Source organism: Actinomadura barringtoniae, from assembly GCF_017573505.1.
Lineage (GTDB): Bacteria > Actinomycetota > Actinomycetes > Streptosporangiales > Streptosporangiaceae > Spirillospora > Spirillospora barringtoniae.
Genome location: NZ_JAGEOJ010000005.1, coordinates 255992 through 279434 on the forward strand (window position 1 = coordinate 255992; position 23443 = coordinate 279434).

Consider the following 23443-nt stretch of genomic DNA (forward strand, 5'->3'; position numbering starts at 1 on the left):
CAGGGAGGTAGCGGACACCTTGGGAATCGATCTCGACAGAGTGCGGGCCGAGACGCCGGGCTGCCGCAGCGGCGTCGCCCACTTCAACAACGCCGGGTCCGCGCTGCCGCCGCAGGCCGTGATCGACGCGGTGAACGACCAGTTCCGGCTGGAGTCGACCATCGGCGGCTACGAGGCCGCCGAGGTGTCCGCGGACGCCGTCGAACGGTTCTACGACGCGATCGCGGGCCTCATCGGGGCGGGCCGCGACGAGATCGCCTACATCGAGAACGCCACCCGCGCCTGGGACATGGCCTTCTACGCGATCCCCTTCCGTACGGGCGACCGCATCCTGACCACCACCAGCGAGTACGCCAGCAACGCCATCGCCTACATCCAGATCGCCGCCGCGCGAGGCGTCAGCGTCGAGGTCGTCCCGGACGACGAGCACGGGACGATCTCCCTGGAGGCGCTGGAGGCCGAGCTCGCCAAGGGCGGCGTACGGCTGGTCGCGATCAACCACATCCCGACCCACAACGGCCTGGTCAACCCCGCCGCCGAGGTCGGGCGGCTGGCCCGCGCGGCGGGCGCGCTCTACCTGCTGGACGCCTGCCAGTCGGTCGGTCAGCTTCCCGTGGACGTGAACGAGATCGGCTGCGACATGCTGTCGGCGACCGGCCGCAAGTTCCTGCGCGGGCCGCGCGGCACAGGCTTCCTCTACGTGCGGCGCGATGTGCTGCCCGGCCTGAAGCCGCCGTTCCTGGACCTGCTGTCGGCCGAGTGGACCGGCCGCGAGTCGTACGAGCTGCGCGACGACGCCCGCCGGTTCGAGACCTGGGAACGCTACGTCGCCGGGCAGATCGGCCTCGGCGTCGCCGCCGACTACGCCGTCCGGCTCGGGCTCGACGCCGTCCACGACCGCGTCGGCGGCCTGGCCGCCCGGCTGCGGGAGGCGCTGGCCGCCAAGCCCGGCGTCACGCTCCTGGACCGGGGCGCGCACAGGTCCGGTCTCGTCACGTTCACCCTGGCCGGCCACGAGTCGGCCGCGGTCAAGGCGGCGCTGCGCGAACACGGCGTCAACGTGAGCACGACCGACGGCTCCCACCAGCGCTTCGACGCCCACGCCGTGCCGTCGGCCGTCCGGGCCTCGCCGCACTACTACAACACCGAGGAGGAGGTGGAGCGCCTCGTGGCCGCGCTCCCCTCCCCCTGACGTCTCGTCCTCTGGTCGCTTTGTCGACTCTCGCTTTGTCTACTTGTCTTTGCCTACTTGTCTTTGCCTACTTGTCTTTGCCTACGTGTCTTTGCCTACGTGTCTTTGTCTACTTGTCGTTCCGGATCCGGGCGAAGAGAGAGGCGGCCGACGGGGCCAGCGCCAGCCGGTTCGGGTCGGTGGAGTCGGGCTTCACCGGCACGACCGAGTAGCCGACCTGGTCAGGCCCGGTGTGTTCGAGGCTCTTGGCGATGGTCTGCATCGCCTTGAGGTCCAGCCCCTTCCAGGTCCGCACGGCCTCGGAGGTCGCCTTGATGAAGGCGGCCAGGCGCACCGGGTTCCTCAGTTTCAGGTCGTTGGCCTTTCTGACCATCCCCGAGATCAGGTTCTGCTGGCGCCGGACCCGGTCCAGGTCCGAGCCGTCCCCGATCCCGTGCCGCGCGCGGGCGTAGGCGAGCGCGGCGGTGCCGTTGAGGCTGTGACGGCCCACCGTCAGCTTGAGTCCCGGCACGTCCACCGCCTGCGGGACGACCAGTTCGATCCCACCGAGCGCGTTCACCATCTTCGTGAATCCGCCGAAGTCGATCGACAACGCGTGGTCCAGGCGGACATCGGTCATGGACTCGACGCTCTCGGCCGCGCAGGACAGGCCGCCCGTGGCGAACGCGCTGTTGATGATGTCCCGCCGGCCCGGAGCCGCCTTCCCCGACGGGGTCTTGCAGGACGGGACGTCGGTCATCACGTCTCGCGGGATGCTGACGACGTTCACCCGCTTGCGGTCGCCGGACAGGTGCAGCAGGACGATGCTGTCCGAACGGGCCTCGGAGTCGCCCCTGCGGGCATCCGAGCCCAGGACCAGGATGTTGATCGGCTTGCCCGGCTTCATCGGCCCGGGACCCGCGTTCAGCGGCCCGCCGCCCTTGCTCGACCCGCCGGCCTGCAGCAGCACGGTCGGAACGAGGATGAGCGCGGCGGTGACGGCGGCGGCCGTCGCGATCAGGATCCAGCGTCGGGGGCGCCGCCGGGCGCGCCTTCCGGCTCCGTTCGCGGCGTCGGTCAGGAGGTGGCGCTGCCGTACGAGCGACGCGGGCGGCTCGTGCTCCAGGCTCTGCCCGAGGTCGCGGAGCAGGTTCAGGTCGTCCATGTCACTCCTCCTCGTGCATCGGGTTGGTGTCGCCGAGCGCGGCGCGGACCTTGCGGCGGGCCCTGTTGAGGCGTGAACGGACGGTGCCGACGGGGATGTCGAGCGCCCGCGCCACCTCCTCGTACGCCAGATCGCCCCAGGCGACCAGCAGCAGGACGTCCAGGTCGCGTCGCGGCAGGCCCGCCAGCGCCTCGGCCAGCGCCGGGCGGGCGGCCGTCGCGGTCACCCCGGCCGCGACCATGTCGGCGGGGCCCTCGACCGGGCCGTCCACGGGGCTGCGGCGCAGCGCCCGGTAGCGCGCGGCCTCGGCCCGGTGATGCCGGGAGATCAACTTGGTGATGATGCCGAACAGCCAGGGCCTGGCGTCGTGGTGAGCCAGGTCGTAGCGGTCCCGGCGGCTGAAGGCGACCAGGAACGTCTCGCCGACCATGTCCTCGGCCGCCTCGGGGCCGAGCCGCCGCGAGACGTACCGGTAAAGCATCCCCGAGTAGCGGTCGAAGAGCGCCGCGAACACCTCCGGATCGGTCCGCGAACGCCGGATGAGGTCGGCGTCGCCGACCTGCACGTTCGGTCTTTCGCGACCGGCGGGGGCACCCGGGGCTCCTATGGCGGCGCCTGGGGTGCCGGCAGGGGCACCCGGGGCGCCGGCCTGGGGACCGGCGGGGTATGCGGTCATCGGGGACACCATGGCATGAAGACCGGCCTTCTCGTTGGGCGGACTTGTCAGCGATGTATCACCACAAGTCCCCCAATGGGTTCACGGTCACCGCCAGACCCTCCCGACTTGGCAAATTATCGGGCGCGGCGATGATCGGGACCGAGTGCCCCGGGAAGGACCCCAGGCATGAACGGCAACGCCATGGGCAACGGCACGGGCATGAGCGCAGGTGCGGGCGAGGGCGCAGGCATGAGCGCGAGTGCGGGCGCGGGTTCGGGTGATGGCAAGGGGAAGGGCGGCGGGCCGAAGGCGGACGCGCTCGTTCTCTTCGGCATCACCGGCGACCTGGCCAAGAAGATGCTGCTGCCCGCCCTCTACCGGCTGACCGCGCGCGGAGAGCTGAACGTGCCCGTGATCGGTGTGGCCAAGTCGGACTGGGACGACGAGGCGCTGCGTTCCCACGCGCGCGAGGCGATCGCCGATGTCTACGAGGTGGACGACGAGGTCTTCGGGCGGCTGGCGGACAAGCTCAGCATCGAGACCGGCGACTACACCGACGGCGCCACGTTCTCCCGCCTGCGCGACCGGGTCCGCGACCACGGGTTCCTGTCGCACTACCTGGCGATCCCGCCGTCGCTGTTCGCGACCGTGGCCGAGGGGCTGGCGGGCGTCGGGCTGAACGAGAACGCGCGGCTGGTCGTGGAGAAGCCGTTCGGGCACAACCTGGCCTCGGCCCGCGCGCTCAACGCCGAGCTGCAGAAATACTTCGACGAGGACCACCTGCTGCGGGTGGACCACTTCCTCGGCAGCGAGCCGGTCGACGGCCTGATGATCGCCCGCTTCGCCAACACGCTCCTCGAGCCGCTCTGGAACCGTTCCTACATCGACAACGTGCAGATCAGCCTGTCGGAGGACTTCGACGTCGCCGACCGCGGCTCGTTCTACGACTCGGTCGGCGCGCTGCGCGACGTCGTCCAGAACCACCTGCTCCAGGTGCTCGCGTACCTGATCATGGAGCCGCCCTCCTCGCCCGACGCGCAGGCCTGGCTGAACGAGAAGCAGCGCGCGCTCAGCGCCGTCCGCGCCATCGACCCGGCGGACGTGGTGCGCGGGCAGTACGAGGGATACCTCGGCGTCGAGGGCGTGAAGCCGGGCTCCACCACCGAGACGTTCATCGCCCTGAAGCTGCTCATCGACAACTGGCGCTGGGCGGGCGTGCCGTTCTACATCCGTTCCGGCAAGTGCATGTCGGTCTCGTCCACCGAGGTGATCGTCGAGCTGCGCCGCCCGCCGGTCACGCTCTTCAAGACCGCCGAGGGCGAGGCGCCGCCCAACCTGCTGCGGTTCCGGATGGAGCCCAAGGCCGGCATGACGTTCGACCTGCTGGTCGAGCAGCCCGGCAACGAGGACAAGCCCGTTCCGGTGCCGCTGTCGGTGGACTTCTCCACCGTGCTCGGCCCCGGCGAGATGCCCTACGAGCACATCCTGAGCGGCGCGATCTCCGGCAACCCGGAACTGTTCACGCGGTTCGACCTGGTCGAGGAGTCCTGGCGGATCGTCGAGCCGATCCTGGACCCGCCCGAGACGCCCGAGCCGTACGCGGTCGGCACCGACGGGCCCGCCCCCGCCGAGACGCTGCCCGGTTCGAACGGCTGGCACGTCCTGGAGGGCGTCCGCGAGCGATGAGCACGGTCCTCGCGGCCAGCCTGATCCTGTTCGCCTCCGGCGCGGCCGCGGTCCTGCTGGCCCTGCTCTCCGACCGGTTCGTTCCGCTGAGCCTGCGCAGGGACCTCGGGCGGTACGGCGGCATGGTGTCGGTGATCGCGCTCGGTCTGTTCACGCTGACCGTGGCGACGGTCGTGACGTTCGCCTGGCTCGATCTGGCGGCCGGGCAGCGTTCCTCGTCCAGGGAGGCCACCGCGCTGACCGAGGTCTATTGGTACGCGCATTCGGTCGGCGGTAAGGAGGGTCTGGAGCTTCAGGTGCTGCTGCGCGACTACACCACCCAGGTGATCAACGCGGAGTGGCCGTTCATGGCGTCCTCCGGCGAGCTCACCGACCGGGGCTGGAACCTCGCCGACCGGATCCGCCTCGACCTGGAGAAGATCGAACCGAAGCCCGACGGGCCGACAGTGCGCTACTCCGCGGCGCTGCAGAGCGTCTCCGACCTGTTCATCGGCCGCCGCGAACGGGAGGCGCTGGTCGACTCGCGCGCCCCGGCCCTGCTGTGGGTCGCGGTCGTCCTCAGTGCGCTCGTGGTCGTCCTGCTGCCCGTCGTCAGGGGAAATCCGCGACCGGCCACCCGAGCCGTCCTGGCCTTCGTCGCGGCCGCCTCCGTGGCCTTCGTGATCTTCCTGCTCTACCAGCTCAACGGCCCCTTCTCGGGGGCGATCAAGGTAGATCCCACCGCCTTCCGGTGGGCCGCCCAGGGTTACGACGACATCGACGCCCAATGGAAGCCTTGATCACTAATTCATCTCAAAGTGAACCTTCCGACTAAACTGCGCATCCTCAAAGGTGCACGGGGGTTGCCGGCGAGGCCGCTGCGCGTGTCGAGGACATCACGAGGAGGTCGCGCGGTGAACGAGCCGGAGTCCGGCAAGACGACCGACCCCACGGACGACTCCGTGGAGGCCGAAGGCCAGACCCGCACGCCCACCGCGGAGTTCGCGCTCCCGCCCACGGAGAGCGTGTCCGAGGCGCTGAACGGCGCTGCCGAAGCTTCTGAGGACGAGGCCGACACTGAGTCCGCGGCCGGGGCCGGGGCTGAGTCCGGGGCCAGAGCCGGGGCTGAGTCCGGGGCCAGAGCCGGGGCTGAGTCCGGGGCCGGGGCCAGGGCCGGGGCCGGGGCTGAGTCCGGGGTCGGGGCCGGGGCCGACGAGGTTGCGGCCTCTGAGAGCGCCGCGGAGCCCGAAAAGCCCGCAGCCGCCAAGCCTGCGGCGTCCGCAACGCCCGCTGCGCCTGCTTCGCCCGCGGAACCTGCTGCGAAGCCCGCCGCCGAGCCTGTGAAGCCCGCTGGGCCCTCAGCGCCCGCCTGGCCGCCGCCCGCCGACCCACGCTCCGCCTCTCCCGCCGCAGACAAGCCCACCGACTCCGAGGACCAGGCCGAGGCTGAGGAGCCCGAGCCGAAGCCGGAGCCGGCGCCGGAACCCAAGGCGGAAGCCAAGCCCGAGCCGGCGCCACAGCCCGAACCGGAGCCTGAGGCGGAAGCCGAGCCGGAGGCCGAAGCCGCAGCTGAGGTCACTCCCGAGCCGGAACCAGAACCCGAGCCCGAGGCGAAGACCGAACCCGCGCCCGAGCCCGAGCCCACTCCAGAACCGGAGCCCGAGCCCGCACCCGAGCCGGTGGCCCAGGCCGTTCCGAAGCCGGAACCCAAGCCGGAACCTGAGCCGGAGCCCGAACCAGCGCCGAAGCCGGAACCGACGCCGGAGCACGAGGCCCGCCCGCACGCCACGCGCGAAGAGCAGTTGCCCACGGCCACGACCACCGACTGGGGGCAGCCGCCGCAACCGCCGGAGCAGCCACAGCCTCCGCGGCCTGAGCCGCAGCAGCCGTCGCGGAGCGCGCACCCCACGGTCGAGGACACGGTCGTGGATCCGGCCTGGCGGGCCGCGTCGAGCTCGACGGTCGATGATCATGCGCCGCAGTCCCTGGGCCTGCCTCCGGGCTGGTCACCCGAGGTCCAGCACACGGTCGAGGAGCAGCGTCCGCCGTCGTCGACCGGCTCGGGCCAGTGGAGCACGCCCTGGACCGGCGATCAGCAGACCCAGCAGCCGCCGCCTCAGCAATACGAGCAGTACGAACAGCCCCAGCAGTACGAGCAGCCTCAGTACGAGCAGCCTCAGTACGAGCAGCAGCATCAGCAGTACGAGCAACCCCAGCAATATGAGCAGTACGAGCAGCCTCAGCAATACGAGCAGTATGAGCAGTACGAGCACGCGGCCCAGCAGGAGCAGCAGCAGGCGCCCGTACTGCCGCAGCCGACGGCTCAGGTCGAGCCGAAGAAGAAGCGCAAGCGCGGCTGGCTGATCGGCGCCGCGGTCCTCGTCGTCCTCCTGGCGGGGGCCGTCGCGGGCCAGCTTCTGCGGCCCGTACCGGACCCGACCATGCGGCTGACGGTCGCATCGACCCACACGTTCGCCGGGAGCAAGCCCGCCCTGCCGTTCCCCGTGCAGGGGCAGTCGGCCATCTGGGTGGACGGCCTGGGAACCATGGGCTCGTCGGGCCCGACGACGCCGACGCCCACGGCGAGCGTGGCCAAGACGATGACCGCGTACGTCTACCTGCGCAGCCATCCGTTGCAGAACGGCCAGCCGGGCCCCACGCTCACCGTCTCGCCCGAGGGCGTCGCCCAGATCCCCGCGCGGCAGCGGCGAGGAGAGTCTCTGCTGGGCATCACCGCAAACCAGCGTCTCACCGAGCGCAAGGCCCTCGAGGCCCTGATGATCATCTCCGCGAACGACCTGGCGCACGAGCTGGCCAAGTGGGACGCGGGCACCGAGCAGGCGTTCGTCGCGAAGATGAACGCGACGGCCAAGTCCCTCGGCATGAGCAACACCGTCTACACCGACCCGAGCGGCTACGACGCGCGAACCGTCAGCACGGCGGCCGACCAGGTGAAGCTGCTGCGCGCGGCCATGAAGATCCCCGCGTTCGCCGAGACCGTGAACAAGCCCGCGTACATCCCGGACGGTCCCGGCGAGACCAGGCACGGCGGCAACATCCTGCTCGGCCAGCTCGGCGTCGTCGGCGGCAAGACCGGCTACACCGACAAGGCCGGCGGCAACTACATCTTCGCGGCCCGCAAGGCCGTCGGCGGCGTCAACACCCTGATCGTGGGCGCCGTGATGGGCCAGCACTCGCCGAGCGCGGTGGGCGCGATCGACGTGGCCAAGCGGCTGGTCGCGGGCGCCGAAACCGCCCTGCAACCCGTCACCATCGCCAAACCCGGACAGAAGGTCGGCGAGGTCGACGACGGCCTGGGCAAGACCACGGCGGTGACCGTGAAATCGCCCGTGACGGTGATCGGATGGCCCGGTCTCACCGTCCCGGTCAAGGTCATCGGCGACGCCCCACACCAGGCCGCGCAGGGCGAACGAGTCGGCACCGTGAGCACAGGCGCCGGCAAGGTCCCGCTGGTCCTGGAGACCGCCCTAGAGAAGCCCGCGCTCACCGCCAGGCTGATCCGCCTCCAGTAACGCTGGGCTAGCCGGCTCGGCTGATGGGGATGACCTCGGCGGAACGGTCCTCTGCCGGGGCGGTCAGCCACACGGTGAGCACCATCTCCATTTCGAGGCGCGTCTCCGGGTCGTAGAGGCGGTCGCCGAAGAGCTCCTCGAGCTGGTGCAGGCGGTAGCGCACGGTCTGCGGGTGAACGTGCAGCCGGGTCGCGACCTCCGTGGCGTTGAAGCCGCTCTGCAGGCAGGCGAGCAGTGTGCGCGCCAGGCGCTCGCGGTGGCGTGGCCGTACGTTCCGCAGCGGGGCGAGGCGCTGCTCGGCCACGGCCCGCACCAGCTCCTCGTCCTTGAAGACGACGAGGGTCGGCATGTGCTCGGCGCAGCGGATCAGGCGGTCGGACGGCAGGATGCCGCGACGTGCCAGCGGGAGCGCCTCGCGCGCCCAGCGCAGCGACTTGGCGGCGTCCTCGGTCCGTACGGTCGGGCCCATCGCGGCCACCCAGTTGCGCAGCGCCGAGTCCAGGACTCTCCCGCGCCCGGGCCCATCCGGGTCGGGAACGATCAGGCAGGGCTCGCGCCGGTTGACGTCGGCGAGGACGTCCGGCGGCAGCGAGGGGTGGGAGAACGGCTGCTGGCCCCGTTCATAGAGCACGACGGCCGCAACGGTCCTTGGCACGCGCCACTGGGCGAGCCGGGCCAGGTCGGCGATCGCCTGCTGGGACGCGGCGGGCTCGGCGACCAGCATGTCCAGGAGCCGCCGGCGGCGGTGCTCCAGCTCGCCGGCCTCCTGCTCGCGCGCCTTGGTGTAGCCCTCGGTCGCGGCGCGCGCGATCTCGTCGAGGAAGGCGAATATCGCTTCGGCGATGCTGGCGAGCGTACGCCGCGAGACGTTCATCTTCTCCGACTCGGCGGCGAGGCGGCGCCAGGCCACCCGGGCGCCGAGGCGGAGCGTTCCCTGGAGGACGTCGAGGCTGCGCCCCTCGCGCGCCTCGGCGTGGCCGATCTCCCGGTAGACGGCGGCCACCGGCTCCCACGAGGCGTCCGGGTCGACGATCAGGTCGACGAACTGCCGCAGCGCGCCCTCCACGGCCAGCCGCACGAGCCGCGCGTACTCCTCGTCCTGCGGGCGGTCGTACTCGGGGATCCCCGCGAGGATCTCCTCGATCATCTCCTGGGCGAGCTCGCCGAGATGCGGACGGAACAGATCGGACAGTTCGCCGGGGACGCCGGCCCAGGGCTTCAAGGGGGAGCGTTCCTCGATCGACAGGGTCACTTCTCGCACCTCCAGGCCCCGCTTCGTTTACCGAGGCGACTTGAAGGTAACCGGCCCGTGACTCAGAAGACTTCACCGGAAGCGAAGCAATGACCCCGTCCGATTGTCATGCGGCTGACAACCGGCGCGTTCACGCACGGCGGTGGCCGGCGCCCGCGAAGACCGCGACCGCGCCGAGTCCGAGGTAGATGATCCCGGTCGCCTGCGACTGGCGGCGCCGGAACGCGGGCCGCGCCCGCAGCCAGCCCGCGACGCGGTCCGCGGTGAGCGCGTACGCGATGTCGCTGACCACCCCGATCGCGCCGGTGACCAGGCCCATCACCACGATCTGCAGCGGCACGGCGCCCGCCTCACGATCCACGAACTGCGGCAGGAACGCGAGAAAGAAGAGGATCACCTTGGGGTTGAGCACATTGACCAGGACGCCGTCCAGGTAAACACGGCCCAGCGAGGCGGGCTTGGCCTCGATGTCGTCGTCGACGCCCAGGTCACCGCGGCTGCGGAACGCGCGGATCGCCATGTAGACCAGGTAGGCCGCACCCGCGTACCGCACCGCCGAGAACGCGGTCGCCGACGCCGCGATCAGCGCCGACAACCCGGCCGCCGCGAACGCCACATGAACGATCGTGCCGGTCTCGACGCCGAGCGCGGACGCGATCCCGGCCCGGCGCCCCTCGGCGATGCTGCGCGTGATGATGAAAAGGTGGTTCGGCCCGGGTATCGCGATCAGCGTCGCGGCCGCGACCAGGAACAACAGCGGATTAGTCATGCCAGGACGTTAAGGCGCCACCCTGGACCGCGAACAGGGCCAACCCCCGCCCCGTTCCAAAGACCAATCCCGCAGCGAAGCAGCGACGTCAGGCGGTCAGGGGGTGGCGGGCGCCTGGGCGCTCAGGGGGCGGCGGACACCCGGGCGCTCAGGGGGCGGCGGGCTCTTGGGCGGTGAAGGCGCCAGCGAGGACGAGGCGGCCGGAGGTGCGGACCATCGCGACGACCTCTTCGGTCGGGCGGCGCAGCGCGGTCAGGCTGACCAGCGCGGCGAGCAGGATGTGGCCGAGCACGATCTCCACGTCGTCGCGGTCGGGCACCGGGTCGCCGATGGCGGCCGACAGGCGGTCGCGGACGAACAGGAACAGCACCGTGCGGGCGTCGTCCACGCTGGAGTCGTCCGAGGTCACCGCCTGGATGATGGCCGAGGTGAGGGTGAGCTCCTCGGCCGCGACCTCGACGATGCGCACCAGCAGCGCGGTCAGCCGCTGGACCGGGGTGTCGCCGATGGCGAGCGCGTCGATGTCGTTGGTGACGCGGTGCGCCCAGGTCGCGGCGACCTCGGTGAGCAGGTGGTCCTTGGTGGCGAAGTAGCGGTAGACCGTGGCCCTGGCCACGCCCGCGCGGTCGGCGACGTCGTGCATCGTCACGGCCGGGTAGCCGCCTTCGAGCGCGAGCTCGCGCGCCGCCTCGAGGAGCCGTTCGCGCCGGGCCTGCTGGTCCTTGGTCAGCGTCCGCGTGACGGTGATCCGCACATCGCCGCTCAAAGTTGCCGCCTCCTCGTCGTGGACCCCCTTATTCTCTCGCACATTTGTTTCACGCCGGTCGCATATGACGTCCGTTCAGCCGCCGGACTCGAAATCAGGGAGTTCGGGCAGCCGCCCGGCGGCGAGGGCTTCGGCACGCTCGCGCAGACCGGGTGCGTACGAGTCGTGCGTCAGGATCAGGAAACGCTCTGTGAGCACCGCGTCGATCACCGCTTCGGCGACCTTTTCAGGAGGAATGCCATGGGTGACGGTGCGGGAGATGACGTCGTCGATGAATTCCTGGTCCGCCGTTCCCTCCGTCATGAGGGAGGGCGGCCGGTTCCGGCCGGACTCGTGGATGCGAGTGGTGACGCCACCTGGGCAGAGCGCCGAGGCGCGCAGCTTGAGGTGGTTGATGTAGAACTCGTACGCGAGGGCCTCGGTGGCCGCGTACGCCGCGAACTTGGAGACCGAGTAGGGCCCGGAGAACGGGGCGCCGAACAGCCCGTTGACCGAGCAGGTATTGACGACGTGGCCCTCGGTGTCCTGCTCGATCATGCGGGGCACGAACGCGCGGATGCCGTGCAGGACGCCCCACAGGTTCACGCGCAGGGTCCACTCGAAGTCCTTGGCGGGGCGCGTCCACATCTGGCCGCCGGTGAAGACGCCCGCGTTGTTGCACAGCAGGTGCACGGCGCCGAACGTGCCGAAGACGTGATCGGCGAGCGCGTCGACCGACCCCTCGTCGCCGACGTCGGTGACGCGGGTCGTCACCGCGTCCGCCGGCGTTCCGCCGTCGACCATCAGGTCGCGCGTGGCCGCCAGCCCCGGCTCGTCGACGTCGGCCAGCGCGACCCGCATCCCCTCGGCCGCGAACCGCTGCGCCAGGGCCCGCCCGATGCCGCTGCCCGCGCCGGTGACCACCGCGACCCGGTCCTTGAGCTGCTCCACTTGTCGCCCACCTCCCGTGGGGTCAGGATGGCAGAGAGTTCGGCCTACCGCTTGCTTGGGTGAGACGCTAGCCTAGACTTCAGTCTCACACCAGGGAGCGTGGATGACCCCCGAACCCTCGACCGGACTCACGACCGGAGTCATCGTCACCGGCGGCGCCTCGGGCATCGGGGCCGCCAGCGCCCGCGCCCTCGCGGAGGCCGGCCGGCCCGTGGCCCTCTGGGATCTGACCGATCCCGCGGCCGTCGCCAAGGAGATCGCCGAGGCGCACGGCGTCCCCGCCCACCCCGTCACGATCGACGTCACCGACACCGCCGCGTTCCCGGCCGCGGTCGCCGCCACCCGCGAGGCTCTCGGGTCGATCGGCGGCCTCGTGCACGCCGCCGGAACGCCGAGCCCGCATCCGGTCGGGGATCTGACGGAGGAACGCTGGGACTTCGTTCTCGACGTCAATTTGCGGGCGCAGGCCCTGCTCTCCCAGGAGATCCTGGACGACCTCAAGGCGAACCCGGGCTCTGCCATCGTCGGCATCGCTTCCATCGAGGCGTTCCTAGGCCAGGCGTTCATCCCGGCCTATTGCTCTTCCAAAGCAGGACTTCTGGGCCTCACGCGTTCGCTGGCCCACCTGCTCGGCGGGGACGGCGTACGGGTGAACGCGGTGTGCCCCGGCTACATCGACACTCCCATGCTGCGCGGCACAACGCCTGAGGAGATGCTGAAAGGCTTCTCCACCAAGTCCGTCCTTGGCCGACTAGGGGATCCCACTGAGGTCGCCAAGGCGGTCCGCTTCCTGATGAGCAACGAAGCCTCGTTCGTCACAGGGACGCACCTGACCGTGGACGGCGGCACGACCGCGGTGGATCACTGATGTCGTCTCCGAGCGGGACCCCGTTGAGCGGAACCGCGTTGAGCGAAACCGCGTTGAGCGGGACCGCCGCGCTCGTGACGGGCGGCGGCAGCGGCATCGGCCTCGCCTGTGCGCGCCGCCTGGCCGCCGACGGCGCGGTCGTCACGATCTGCGGGCGTACGGAAGAACGGTTGAAGGCCGCAGCCGACCAGATCGGCGCGCGCTATGTCGTCGCGGACGTCACGGACGAGGCACAGGTCATCGAGGCCGTCCGTGCCGCCGCTGAGGCTGCCGAGGGCGCTCCTTTGCGCGCGGTCGTCCACAGCGCGGGCGGATCCACCTCCATCGGACCGCTCCCCAGCCTCGACACCGACTCGTGGCGCGCGACGCTGGAACTGAACGCGACCGGCACCATGCTCACGCTCAAGCACTCGTCGCGCGCGATGGCCCGCGCGGGCGGCGGCGCGTTCGTCGCCATCTCGTCGATCGCCTCGTCCAACACCCACCGCTGGTTCGGCGCGTACGGGGTGTCCAAGGCGGCCGTCGACCATCTGGTCGCGCTCGGAGCCGACGAGCTTGGCGCGGCAGGGATCCGGGTGAACGGCATCAGACCCGGCCTCGTCCGTACCGAACTGGTCGCGGGCATAGCCGACCCCGGGCCGATCCTGGACGACTACATCGCCTGCATGCCCCTGGCCCGCGTCGGCGAGCCCGACGACATCGCCGAGGCCGCCCGCTTCCTCGTCGGCCCCGAATCGTCCTGGATCACAGGCCAGGTCATCAACGTGGACGGCGGCCACCACCTGCGCCGGGGGCCCGACTACAGCGCCATGTTCGAGCCCATGTTCGGCGCCGACGCCCTGAACGGAGCACCACCCGAGGAGGACTGACCTCGATGCAGGACCTCGTCATCAAGGGCGCCCGTGTCGTAGACGGCACAGGCACCGCTCCCTACTCCGCAGACGTCAGCGTCACCGAGGGTCGTATCACCGCGGTAGGGCCCGATGTCGGCCGGGCCCGCCGAACGGTGGACGCCGAGGGCGCCCTCCTCACTCCGGGCTTCGTCGACATCCACACCCACTACGACGGCCAGGCGACGTGGGATCCGGTCCTCACGCCGTCCTCCCTGCACGGCGTCACCACGGTCGTCATGGGCAACTGCGGCGTCGGCTTCGCGCCCGCGGCCCGCGACCGGCACGACTGGCTGATCGGCCTCATGGAAGGGGTCGAGGACATCCCCGGCAGTGCTCTGTCTGCGGGGATCAGCTGGGAGTGGGAGACGTTCCCCGAGTTCCTGGACGCGCTGGATCGGCGCACGTTCACCATGGACCTCGGCACGCAGGTCCCGCACGGCGCCGTCCGCGCGTACGTCATGGGTGAACGCGGCGCCCGCAACCAGCCCGCCACCCCGGACGACATCGCCGCGATGAAGGCCATCGTGAAGGAGGGCGTCGCGGCGGGCGCGCTGGGTTTCTCCACCTCCCGAACGCTGACGCACAAGGCGATAGACGGGGAGTACGTGCCCGGGACGTTCGCCGCCGAAGACGAGCTTTTCGGCATCGGCGAGGCTCTTCAGGAGCTCGGCACGGGTGTCTATGAACTGGCGCCTGCGGGTGCTGCCGGAGAGGACGTCAACGCCCCCGCCAAGGAGATCGCCTGGATGCGGAGGCTCTCCAAGGCCATCGGCCGCCCGGTCTCCTTCGCGCTCCTGCAGATCGACTCCGTTCCAGACCTGTGGCGTGAACTGCTGGAGCTTTCCGCAGCCGACGATGCGCAGCTCTATCCGCAGGTGGCGTCCCGCCCGTTCGGCATGCTCATCTCCCTGGAGTCGCTGCACGCGTTCGGCGACCACCCGAGTTATGTGGAGCTGGCGCTCCTTCCCCTGCCGGAGAGGGTCGCCCGCCTACGCGACCCGGCCGTCAAGGCGCGAATCCTGGCCGAACGCCCGGAGCCCGAGGACATTCTCGCCTCGATGGTGCGGACCTTCCCCGAGCGCCTCTACCCCCTGGCCGCGCATAACCCCGACTACGAACCCGCCCCGGAAACGTCGCTCACCTTTCAGGCCGCCGCGACGGGCCGCGACCCGATGGAGCTGCTGTACGACCTGCTCCTGGAGGACGACGGCCGCAACGTGCTGATGATGCCGTTGCTCAACTACGCGGGGAACAACCTGGACGCGCAGCGCGAAATGCTCACCCACCCCCGCGCGGTCCTCGGTCTGGGAGACGGCGGCGCACACTGCGGCTTCATCTGCGACGCGTCCCTGCCCACCACCATGCTCAGCCACTGGGCACGCGACCGTTCCCGGGGTGAGCGCCTGCCGCTGGAGCACGTCGTACGGATGATGACGCGCGACACCGCCCGCCTCTACAGCCTGGGCGACCGCGGCGTCATCGCCCCCGGCATGCGCGCCGACCTCAACCTCATCGACTTCGACCGGGTGGCCCTGCACCGCCCCGAGATGCTGCACGACCTGCCCGGCGGCGGCCGCCGGCTGGTGCAGCGAGCGGACGGCTACCTCGCCACGTTCGTCCACGGCACGCAGGTCTTCGCCAACGGCGAGCACACCGGCGACCTCCCCGGCCGCCTCATCCGCGGACCCCGCCCATGACCGCACCTGGGACGCCCACGACCATGCGCGAGGGCCGCCCATCACTTCACGCGGGTGCGCGCCGACGACCGCACGCCGAGCACGCCGAGCACGCCGACGATCGCACCCGGAGGAGGCCCCCGACCGCACGAGAAGCACCGCCGTCACCACACGCGGGTGCATGCCCATGACCACACGCGAGGCCCGCCCGCCGATGACCCTGCGCGGAGGACGCTGATGACCGAGCTGCACACCGACCTCAAGATCGACCTGCTGGACGGCGAGATGTACGCGACCGACCCCTGGTCGGTGTACGCCCGCCTGCGCGCCGAGGCCCCGGTCTACCACGACGCGGAGAACGGCCTGTGGGGCATCGCCCGGCACGCCGACATCTTCGCGATCGAGCGCAACGCCAAGCTGTGGAGCAACGCGGGCGGCTACCGGCCCCAGCTCCCCTCCGACCCGTCGATGATCGGCCACGACGACCCCGAGCACATGCACCGGCGCCGCATGGTCTACCAGCGCTTCACGCCGCGCGGCGTCTCGCGGTACGCGGAGAAGATCCGTTCGACCGCCGTGGACTGCATCGAGACCGCCCTGGAGGCGGGCACGGTCGACGCGATCCCCGCACTCGCCGCGCCGCTGCCCGCGCGCGTCATCGGCTGGCTGCTGGGCTTCCCCGAGGAGGCGTGGCCGCAGCTCGTTCACTGGTCGGAGACAGCGGTCTTCGCGGGCGGCGGGCAGCGCTATGTGACCGAGAAGGCGACCGTGGCGGCGGGCGAGTTCGCGCTGGCCGTACTGGAGATGGCCAAGGACCGCCGCGCCTGCCCCTCGCAGGACCTCCTCTCGATCTGGTCGAACGCGGGCCCCGACGATCCGTCCTACGGCGACCAGCACCTGGCGCACGAGGCGCTGTTGCTGCTGGTCGGCGGCGCGGAGACCACCCGTACGGTCATCGCCACCGCCATCGACGCGCTCATCAGCCACCCCGACCAGTGGCGCCTGCTGCGCTCGGACCCGTCCCTCATCGGCGGCGCGGTCGAGGAGTTCGTCCGCTGGACCACCCCGATCCTCAACATGTGCCGCACCCCGAACGTCGACGCCGAGGTGTCGGGCGTGACGATCCCGGCGGGCGAGCAGGTGCTGCTGATGTACGGCTCGGCCAACCGAGACGAGGAGGTCTTCGAGCGTCCGGACGTCCTGGACGTCACGCGCACGCCCGGCGACCACATCGCGTTCGGGCTCGGCCCGCACTTCTGCCTGGGCGCCTCCCTCGCGCGCCTGGAACTCCAGATCTTCTTCGAGGAGTTCGTCGCCCGCGTGGAGGCCGCCGAATGGGCCGACGACGAGGGCCCCCGCATCCTGCGCAACGCCTTCGTACGCGGCGTCACGGAGTTCCCGATCACCCTCACCCGCCGAGCGACCGCATGACGGCCGCCGCGGGCGCGCGCTCGTTCAACCTGGCCGACCTGTACGAGGTCGTCGCGGACGCTTGTCCGTCGCGGCCGGCTCTGGTCGCCGGTTCCGTGCGGCTGACGTACGCCGAGCTGGACGAACGCGCCAACCGCGTCGCCGACCACCTTTCTTCGATCGGCATCGGGCCCGGGGACCACGTGGGCGTGCTGTCCCACAACCGCGCCGAGTGGGTCGAGTCGATGATCGGGTGTTACAAGCTGCGCGCGGCCCCCATCAACGTCAACTACCGCTACGTGGCCGACGAACTCGCCCACCTGCTCGGCGACTCGGACTGCAAGGCGCTGATAGCCGAACGCGACCTGCTTCCCGCCGTCGACATCCCCGTTCTGACCATCGACGGCGACTACGAAGACGCCCTGGCTTCCGCTTCACCTGCACGCCCGCCCGGCCCTCGTTCGTCCGACGACCCGTACGTCCTCTACACGGGCGGGACCACCGGCCTGCCCAAGGGCGTGGTGTGGCGCTGCGAGGACATCTTCATCGCGGCCATGGGCGGCGGCAACTTCGGCGGTACTCCCATCACCTCCCCCGAGGAATTGGCCTCCTGCGCCGACCGCGACCCTCTGCGCGCCCAGGTGCACGCGCCCCTCATGCACGGCGGCGGCCAGTGGATCACCTGGATCACGCTCACCACGGGCGGCACGGTCGTTCTGTGGTCCGAACGCCACTTCAACGCCGCTCGCGCTCTCGAGCTGGCCGTACGAGAGCGTTCGCAGATCCTCATGCTGGTCGGCAACGGCATGGCTCAGCCGATCGCGGACGAACTCGCTGCCAGGCAATGGCCGGGCTTGGAGGTCTTCGCGTTCGGCTCGGGTGGCGCTCCCCTCTCTGCCGACGTGAAGGAACGGCTGACAGCCGCAATCCCCAACGCCTACGTCTCCGACAACCTGGGCGGCTCAGAGACCGGCGCCATGGGAACGTCCATAGGCGATGGCCGTTTCCAGCTCGGCCCCGAGTTCGCCATCCTCCGCGAGGACTTCTCCCCGGCCGCCCCGGGTGAAGAAGGCATCGTCGCCCGTACCGGCCACATCCCCACCGCGTACTGGAACGACCCGGCCAAGTCCGCCGCCACGTTCGTCACCGCCCCGGACGGCCGCCGCTGGGCCCTGCAAGGCGACCACGCCCGCGTAGAGGAGGACGGCACGGTCACCCTCCTGGGCCGCGGCTCCCTGGTCATCAACACCGGCGGCGAGAAGGTCTTCGCCGAAGAGGTGGAGACAGTCCTCCGAACCCACCCCGCCGTCTCCGACGCCATAGTCATCGGCGCACCCGATGACCGCCTGGGCCACCGCGTCACCGCCGTCATAGCGGGCAAGGCAGCCGAGGAGGACCTGAAGACCCACTGCCGCCAATCCCTGGCCGGCTACAAGGTCCCACGCGCCTTCCATTTCGTCGACGCCGTGCAACGCACACCCGTCGGCAAGCCCGATTACGCCTGGGCCCGCTCAATGCTCTAATCGAACAATGACCGGCCGCGTCGGCTATTACCTCTCGTACCGTCTAGGCCTGGCGTTCTGGGACACCTTCGACACCGACCGCGCCCTGGCCGACCTCATCGAAGGGCCCAACGCCCTCAGGCCCGGCCGCGCCCTGGACCTGGGCTGCGGAACGGGCCGCAACTCGGTCTACCTGGCCCAGCACGGCTGGGACGTCACCGGCATAGACCTGGTCGAGACCACCATCGCTCAGGCCCGCCAACGAGCCACCACCGCAGGCGTCCAAGCCCATTTCATCCAAGGCGACATCACCCACCTGGAAGGCTTGGGCGACTTCACCCTCCTCATCGACTTCGGTTGCTTCCACAGCGTCCCCCTCCCCAAGCGGGACGCCTACGCGGCCGCAGTCACCAGAGCCGCCGCCCCAGGCGCAACGCTCTGGATGTGGGGATTAGGCATCAAGCCCCGCTTCGGCCTAGGCGTGACAGAAGCCGAACTCCGCACCCGCTTCAAAGCCTGGTGCCTAGAGACGACCGACCAAGTGCCAGGCCAGGAGCTCCGCGCGATAACCCGCAACATGCCGCTGGTCCAGCGCCCGGCCCGAGCCCTCATGACGAGACGCTGGTTCCCGCACGCCTACCGCTTCCGCCTGACCCGCCGGCCCTAGCGGTCGTGCCCTCGCAGCCAGTCGACATAGTCAGGCACCGCCCGTTCCACATCGAACTCCGGCCGGAACCCGGTGTCCTCCCGCAGCCGAGTGATGTCGAGGTAGTTGTCCGGCGGCCGTTCAGGGTTGCGCCCCTCCGGCAGAACGATCCCCGCCCCCGTAACGGCGTTGATCCGATCCACAACCTCCCCATACTTCACGAGCCGCCCGCTGGAGACGTTGTAGATCCGGTGGTTCAGCTGCTCCGCGACCATGAGCAGCGCAATCGCCCGCCCGCAGTCCTTCACGTAACAAAGGTCCGTCGCGTCCTCGGCGTAAGCCGCCGGCCGAGGCGGAGTCAGATCGGGATCCTCACCCCACACCGCCGCGCTCAACAACCGCGGCAGCGCGAAGAACGGCGAGTCGGGCAGCCCCAGCGGTCCCCAAACAGTCCCGATCCGCAGGCTGAGCGCCTCAAAACCGTCACCGGCCACCGTCGCGAACAACTCCGCGGTCTTCTTGAACGCATGAATCTGATGAGGCGCCACCACCGGCAAAGGAAGGTTCTCACTCCACGGAGAGTTCTCCACCCCCGCGTACACCCCGATGCTGCTGGCAACAGCGGACCGCCGAACGCCCCACACCGACGCCGCTTTAAGAGCGTTCAACAAAGCAACGCTCTCGCCCCGCAGATACTCGACCGGATCCGGCAGGTCGAATCGCCCGGCCGCCAGATGGACGATCCCGTCGACATCATGCCGCTTCCCGATATCCAGAAAAGCAGCCTCATCGGTAGCATCCAGCCGCTCAACAACGACCCGCTCACGTTCAAGGTATTCGGGCAGCTCGGTGGACCGATGGGCAGTGAGCACAACGGACTCACCCAGATCCAGCAGAGCCCGAGCCGTATGCGACCCGATAGACCCCAGGCCACCAGTAACGAGAATCATCCGTACCTCCCCATCTAGCTATCCAGCCTCCAACCACACCCCCGCCACCCAACAGATGCAGATGTCACTAATCAGGGCGCCGGTTTCGTCCACACCAGGGAGTACCGAAACCGCAGATGCCGCCGCCACCGCACCCCCGGAAGCACCTCGGCGGCCAGCCGCCGCACCGTCGCATACCGTTCCGGAGGAGGCCACACGATCGGCGGCCTGGGCATGTCCTCGCTCATGCCCGGCACCGGTCGAACCCGACTGACAATCGCCGCCGCCACCTCACGCGGAATGTCCTTAGGCAGATCAGGCCTGGCCAGCCCTACCACGGCAAGAACGCCCCCAGGCGCCACCAGGTCCCGAAGTCCGACAAGACCAGCCCGCGTATCCATATGGTGCAGCGACGCCATGGAGCTGACCAGATCAAAGCTCCCCGGCTCCAACGCCCCGCCAAGGACATCACCAACTACATACTTGATCCCCGCACCATCCGGGTGAGCCCTGCACCTCTCAATGCAGGCCTCCGAGAGGTCAATCCCCACAACCTCCGGAACACCCCGCCTCCGCAACTCCCGCGTCAGTCCCCCATTGCCACACCCCACATCCACCGCCCGCCCACACCCGCGCGGAATGGCATCAAGCACCACCGACTCGTACCGAGACCCCATCCAGCCGAGTATGCCGCCCAACAGGCGGCGCCTGCGGCACGTACGGGGCGGGAGGCCCCCCCAGCCCCCCAGCCCCCCCGCCATACAAATCCCCCCGCCACCCCTACAAATCCCCCCGTTACCCCTCACCGACAACCCGCCGTTCAGCAGCCCGCTCGATGATGTCCCCCAACACCCGCAACTCCTCCATCTCCTCAGCCGCCAGCCTCGACCCCGCAGAAACCGTCCTGCCCTGGTAGATATTCATAGCCCGGTTGAAAGCGGCCATCGCCCTGGCAAGCTCATGTGCCCGCTCTTCCCTGCCGATCTCCCGTTCAGCCATCGCGCCTCACCCGCGCAACTCCTCTCGAAGCTCCTCAGGGCCGGCAGCCTCAAAGCAAGACTCCCCGTGCTGAACAAGCTCCCCGGCCTTAGGCCCACGCGTAGCCCACCACCGCCCATCCGGCTCGCTCCGAATGATCGACCACCCCGGAAACTCCCTCCGAAGCGCCGCCTTGGCTTCCTCGGCCTCTGCCGTCCGCCGTGTGTGCGTCACAGCTCAAACGATGTCGGCGCCCCGGGCTTCTCGATCCCCCGACGCGTATCTCATCGTGAGATGTACGCTCATCCTGAGATGGACGCATCGGCGTACGGCCCCCTCAACGTCCCTGTTGCCGCATGGCAGCGGCCGAACGTTCGTGACGCGCTGGTCAAGCGCGACATCTCCGAGATCCTGCGCGTCGTTCAGCAGCACACCGGCGTCAGCCAGGCCCGCCTCGGTGCCGCCACCGGCCTCGGCCAGGGCCGCGTCAACGAGATCATCAACAGACGACGAGAAGTGGCGCGCCTCGACGTCTACGAGCGGATCGCAGACGGCTTGCGCATGCCGGACGACGCCCGTGCACTGCTGGGTCTGGCTCCACGCCGTGCCTTCGAAGCGGCGACTCTCGCTGGTCATGCCGAGATCGCACAGGTGTTCCCCAGCCAGCCCGACGCCGCCCAGGACATGCGTGACCAGGTGACCAACGCGGCGTCCGTGGACATTCTCGCCGTCCGCGTCCTCGGTCTCCTGGCGTTGAACGACTCCGTGCTGAGAAAGGCCGTCACCGAGCGCCGAACTTGACCTACAAAGAGCCCGCCGTGGACGAGGCCAGCGGCTCCAAGCCAGAGCACGAGACCAAGGTCGCCGATCTCACCGTCATCGACACGGTCCTGCGGGCCCTCGGCGCTGTGGAGTACGTCCGCCTGACCAAGCACTGTGCGAACTACCGGTTCACCGCCTCAGGTCGGAACATGCTCGCCACCATGGTCACCGTCCCCGAGCTGGACGGCACGTTCATCGAGCTGGAAACACTGGCCGAACCAGATGACCTGGCCTCGGCGCTAGCCGACGTCCGCGCCGTCCTGACCGTGCTCGGCATCGATGAACGCGACCTGACCAGCGAGCAGTACACCGACGCCGTGATCAACGCCCGCTCCTGAGCCACGGCCGGATCGGGTCCGCCACCCCGGATGCCGCCAGGGGAACCAACGCTGGATCAGGCCCTCTGAGGAGCCCGCGTCCAGACGTCAGCCTCTGCCGTCCTCCAACACCCGCTCGGATGCTAGACCCGCCGTTCCTCATACCCGCCCGGAGGTCACCCCCTCCCGCCGCTCACGGAGACCCGCGTGGGACAGACCCCGCCAGTCGCGAAGACCCGCGCGGGAGCGCCGGGGCATTCACTGGGGACTGCCTTGGGCGGGGTAGAGGTCGGGATTCGTTGGCGGGCTGAGGTTGGTTGGCGGGCTGAGGTGGTCTTGGGGGTTGGTGAGGTGGTGGAGGGCGCTTTGGGCGGCGGCGATTCCTACTTCGGAGAGGAGGCCGGGGGCGGCGGACTGGTCCGTGGCCACGGCGAGGGTGGGGGTGCGGCCGATGGCTGGGCGGTCGTGCCATGTTGTTCCGGGCAGGTCCACGGCGCCGGAGCAGTGTGTGCGCAGAGCGCTGCGGTGCCACTGAACGGCATCACGCCAGCCGGGCCAGGAGTGGTCGAGGAGGGCGTGCACTCGGCGTTCGGCGTCGGCTTTTCGTTCTTGGGGAGCGCATGCGGCGCAGATCTGGATGAGTTCGTGGCCGGGCGGGGCCAGGGTGGGGTCGGCTCGGCTGTAGCGGGCGGCGTAGATGCGGTTGTCCAGGTCCATGATGCGGAACCAGTCCGGGCCGCCGTCGGTGCGCAGGCCGAAGTCGAACGTTGCCACGCGGGCGCCGGGCCAGGTGAGTGAGTCGTCGCCGGTCAGCTGGCGTGCTGCGGCGAGGCTGGTGGCCAGGATCGTCGGGCTCGCGGGCAGGGTGGACAGTCGGGTCTGGGTGCGGATGTGCACGCCGAGGTCGGTGGCTCGTTCGATGATGGCGTCGGCCAGGGTGGACCAGCCGCCGGTCACGTAGCGGGCACCGCCGGCGAGTGCCCGGCGGAGGCGTTCGTGGACGAACGCGGCCGAGAGGCGGCCGGGGTCGTGGTCGAACGTGAAGATGAAGGCCAGCCCGACGATGGCCTCGGTCACCTTGGCGTCGACGTGCTTGAGCAGCCATGTGCGGAACGGGTCTTGTGGCGGCGCCTCGGTCGGCAGGGTGGCGATGGCCGCGGTGAGCTCGTCGGGCCATGGGCCGAGCCGGCCTCCCGTTCGGACGAGGCCTCCATCGGGCGGCGCCTTCACTATGGGTGGGGTGAGGTCGCGGCGTTCCAGCCAAGCCCACCATGGGCCGTCCACGTAGACCGCGTGGGGACCGTCGTTGGCCAGGTAGGGACCTTCCAGCGATCGCGCTCGCCCGCCCGGCCGGGAGTGCGCCTCGACAACGGTCACCTGCCAGCCGCGTTCGGCTGCCTCGATGGCGGCGGTGAGGCCGGTGAGCCCCGCGCCGACGATCGTCAGGTCTGATTTCACAAGATCGGCCCTTCTGTGTGATGTCCTCCTGAAAG

The 23443-nt window shown here is 70.0% G+C and carries 22 protein-coding genes; 12 read left to right on the forward strand and 10 right to left on the reverse strand.

The genetic code is table 11. The features are described from left to right. Positions 1 to 19 precede the first annotated feature (19 nt). On the forward strand, positions 20 to 1192 hold the full coding sequence (locus J4573_RS14040) for an aminotransferase class V-fold PLP-dependent enzyme (protein WP_208255867.1): 1173 nt from the start codon (positions 20 to 22) through the stop codon (positions 1190 to 1192). A gap of 109 nt (positions 1193 to 1301) precedes the next feature. On the opposite strand, the gene J4573_RS14045 is transcribed toward J4573_RS14040, so the two are convergent. Next, on the reverse strand, positions 1302 to 2336 hold the full coding sequence (locus J4573_RS14045) for an LCP family protein (RefSeq protein WP_208255868.1): 1035 nt from the start codon (positions 2334 to 2336) through the stop codon (positions 1302 to 1304). A gap of 1 nt (position 2337) precedes the next feature. Next, positions 2338 to 3012 (reverse strand): RNA polymerase sigma factor, encoded by a 675-nt coding sequence (locus J4573_RS14050; RefSeq protein WP_208255869.1) that lies wholly within the window; start codon positions 3010 to 3012, stop codon positions 2338 to 2340. Between the two features lie 168 nt (positions 3013 to 3180). On the opposite strand from J4573_RS14050, the gene zwf reads away from it, so the two are divergent. From zwf to J4573_RS56065, 3 genes are all read left to right on the forward strand, one after another. Beyond that, positions 3181 to 4680, forward strand: a complete 1500-nt coding sequence (gene zwf, locus J4573_RS14055; protein ID WP_243772960.1) for a glucose-6-phosphate dehydrogenase — start codon at positions 3181 to 3183, stop codon at positions 4678 to 4680. Further along, the gene (locus tag J4573_RS14060) at positions 4677 to 5459 is read left to right on the forward strand and encodes a bestrophin-like domain (RefSeq protein WP_208255870.1); all 783 of its coding nucleotides are present in this window, start codon (positions 4677 to 4679) and stop codon (positions 5457 to 5459) included. Before zwf ends, J4573_RS14060 begins: the two co-directional genes overlap by 4 nt. Positions 5460 to 5573: 114 nt before the next feature. Continuing rightward, entirely contained in the window at positions 5574 to 8192 is a 2619-nt protein-coding gene (locus J4573_RS56065; protein ID WP_307796622.1) for a D-alanyl-D-alanine carboxypeptidase family protein, read from the forward strand. 7 nt (positions 8193 to 8199) lie between these two features. On the opposite strand, the gene J4573_RS14070 is transcribed toward J4573_RS56065, so the two are convergent. From J4573_RS14070 to J4573_RS14085, 4 genes are all read right to left on the reverse strand, one after another. Further along, a complete protein-coding gene (locus J4573_RS14070; RefSeq protein WP_208255871.1) occupies positions 8200 to 9453 on the reverse strand; it encodes a PucR family transcriptional regulator in 1254 nt (417 codons plus the stop codon). 121 nt (positions 9454 to 9574) lie between these two features. Then, positions 9575 to 10213, reverse strand: a complete 639-nt coding sequence (locus J4573_RS14075; protein ID WP_208255872.1) for a LysE family translocator — start codon at positions 10211 to 10213, stop codon at positions 9575 to 9577. A 148-nt stretch (positions 10214 to 10361) separates the two neighbouring features. After that, on the reverse strand, positions 10362 to 10979 hold the full coding sequence (locus tag J4573_RS14080; protein ID WP_208255873.1) for a TetR/AcrR family transcriptional regulator: 618 nt from the start codon (positions 10977 to 10979) through the stop codon (positions 10362 to 10364). Between the two features lie 75 nt (positions 10980 to 11054). After that, the gene (locus tag J4573_RS14085) at positions 11055 to 11909 is read right to left on the reverse strand and encodes an SDR family NAD(P)-dependent oxidoreductase (protein ID WP_208255874.1); all 855 of its coding nucleotides are present in this window, start codon (positions 11907 to 11909) and stop codon (positions 11055 to 11057) included. A 103-nt stretch (positions 11910 to 12012) separates the two neighbouring features. Between J4573_RS14085 and J4573_RS14090 the strand changes: the two genes are divergently transcribed. The 6 genes from J4573_RS14090 to J4573_RS14115 all read left to right on the forward strand — a co-directional run bounded on the left by J4573_RS14090 (position 12013) and on the right by J4573_RS14115 (position 18925). Next, on the forward strand, positions 12013 to 12777 hold the full coding sequence (locus J4573_RS14090; protein ID WP_208255875.1) for an SDR family NAD(P)-dependent oxidoreductase: 765 nt from the start codon (positions 12013 to 12015) through the stop codon (positions 12775 to 12777). A gap of 38 nt (positions 12778 to 12815) precedes the next feature. Further along, a complete protein-coding gene (locus tag J4573_RS14095; protein WP_243772961.1) occupies positions 12816 to 13646 on the forward strand; it encodes an SDR family oxidoreductase in 831 nt (276 codons plus the stop codon). Positions 13647 to 13651: 5 nt separating this feature from the next. Further along, a complete protein-coding gene (locus J4573_RS14100) occupies positions 13652 to 15367 on the forward strand; it encodes an N-acyl-D-amino-acid deacylase family protein (protein ID WP_208255877.1) in 1716 nt (571 codons plus the stop codon). Positions 15368 to 15583: 216 nt separating this feature from the next. Further along, a complete protein-coding gene (locus J4573_RS14105) occupies positions 15584 to 16777 on the forward strand; it encodes a cytochrome P450 (RefSeq protein ID WP_208255878.1) in 1194 nt (397 codons plus the stop codon). Then, on the forward strand, positions 16774 to 18279 hold the full coding sequence (locus tag J4573_RS14110; RefSeq protein ID WP_208255879.1) for an AMP-binding protein: 1506 nt from the start codon (positions 16774 to 16776) through the stop codon (positions 18277 to 18279). Before J4573_RS14105 ends, J4573_RS14110 begins: the two co-directional genes overlap by 4 nt. A gap of 7 nt (positions 18280 to 18286) precedes the next feature. After that, positions 18287 to 18925, forward strand: a complete 639-nt coding sequence (locus tag J4573_RS14115) for a class I SAM-dependent methyltransferase (protein ID WP_208255880.1) — start codon at positions 18287 to 18289, stop codon at positions 18923 to 18925. Here the strand turns inward: J4573_RS14115 and J4573_RS14120 are convergent. From J4573_RS14120 to J4573_RS14130, 3 genes are all read right to left on the reverse strand, one after another. Beyond that, a complete protein-coding gene (locus J4573_RS14120) occupies positions 18922 to 19854 on the reverse strand; it encodes an NAD-dependent epimerase/dehydratase family protein (RefSeq protein ID WP_208255881.1) in 933 nt (310 codons plus the stop codon). The two genes, J4573_RS14115 and J4573_RS14120, sit on opposite strands and share 4 nt — an antisense overlap. A gap of 71 nt (positions 19855 to 19925) precedes the next feature. Beyond that, positions 19926 to 20594, reverse strand: coding sequence for a class I SAM-dependent methyltransferase (locus J4573_RS14125; protein ID WP_307796624.1), 669 nt, complete (start codon positions 20592 to 20594; stop codon positions 19926 to 19928). 34 nt (positions 20595 to 20628) lie between these two features. Further along, positions 20629 to 20832, reverse strand: coding sequence for a hypothetical protein (locus J4573_RS14130; RefSeq protein WP_208255883.1), 204 nt, complete (start codon positions 20830 to 20832; stop codon positions 20629 to 20631). 291 nt (positions 20833 to 21123) lie between these two features. On the opposite strand from J4573_RS14130, the gene J4573_RS14135 reads away from it, so the two are divergent. Then, entirely contained in the window at positions 21124 to 21612 is a 489-nt protein-coding gene (locus J4573_RS14135) for a helix-turn-helix domain-containing protein (RefSeq protein WP_208255884.1), read from the forward strand. Between the two features lie 17 nt (positions 21613 to 21629). Beyond that, positions 21630 to 21971, forward strand: coding sequence for a hypothetical protein (locus tag J4573_RS14140; RefSeq protein WP_307796625.1), 342 nt, complete (start codon positions 21630 to 21632; stop codon positions 21969 to 21971). A gap of 237 nt (positions 21972 to 22208) precedes the next feature. On the opposite strand, the gene J4573_RS14145 is transcribed toward J4573_RS14140, so the two are convergent. After that, positions 22209 to 23408 carry a phytoene desaturase family protein gene (locus J4573_RS14145; protein ID WP_307796626.1) on the reverse strand — a complete coding sequence of 400 codons (1200 nt, stop codon included), beginning with the start codon at positions 23406 to 23408 and terminating at the stop codon, positions 22209 to 22211. Between the last annotated feature and the right edge of the window lie 35 nt (positions 23409 to 23443).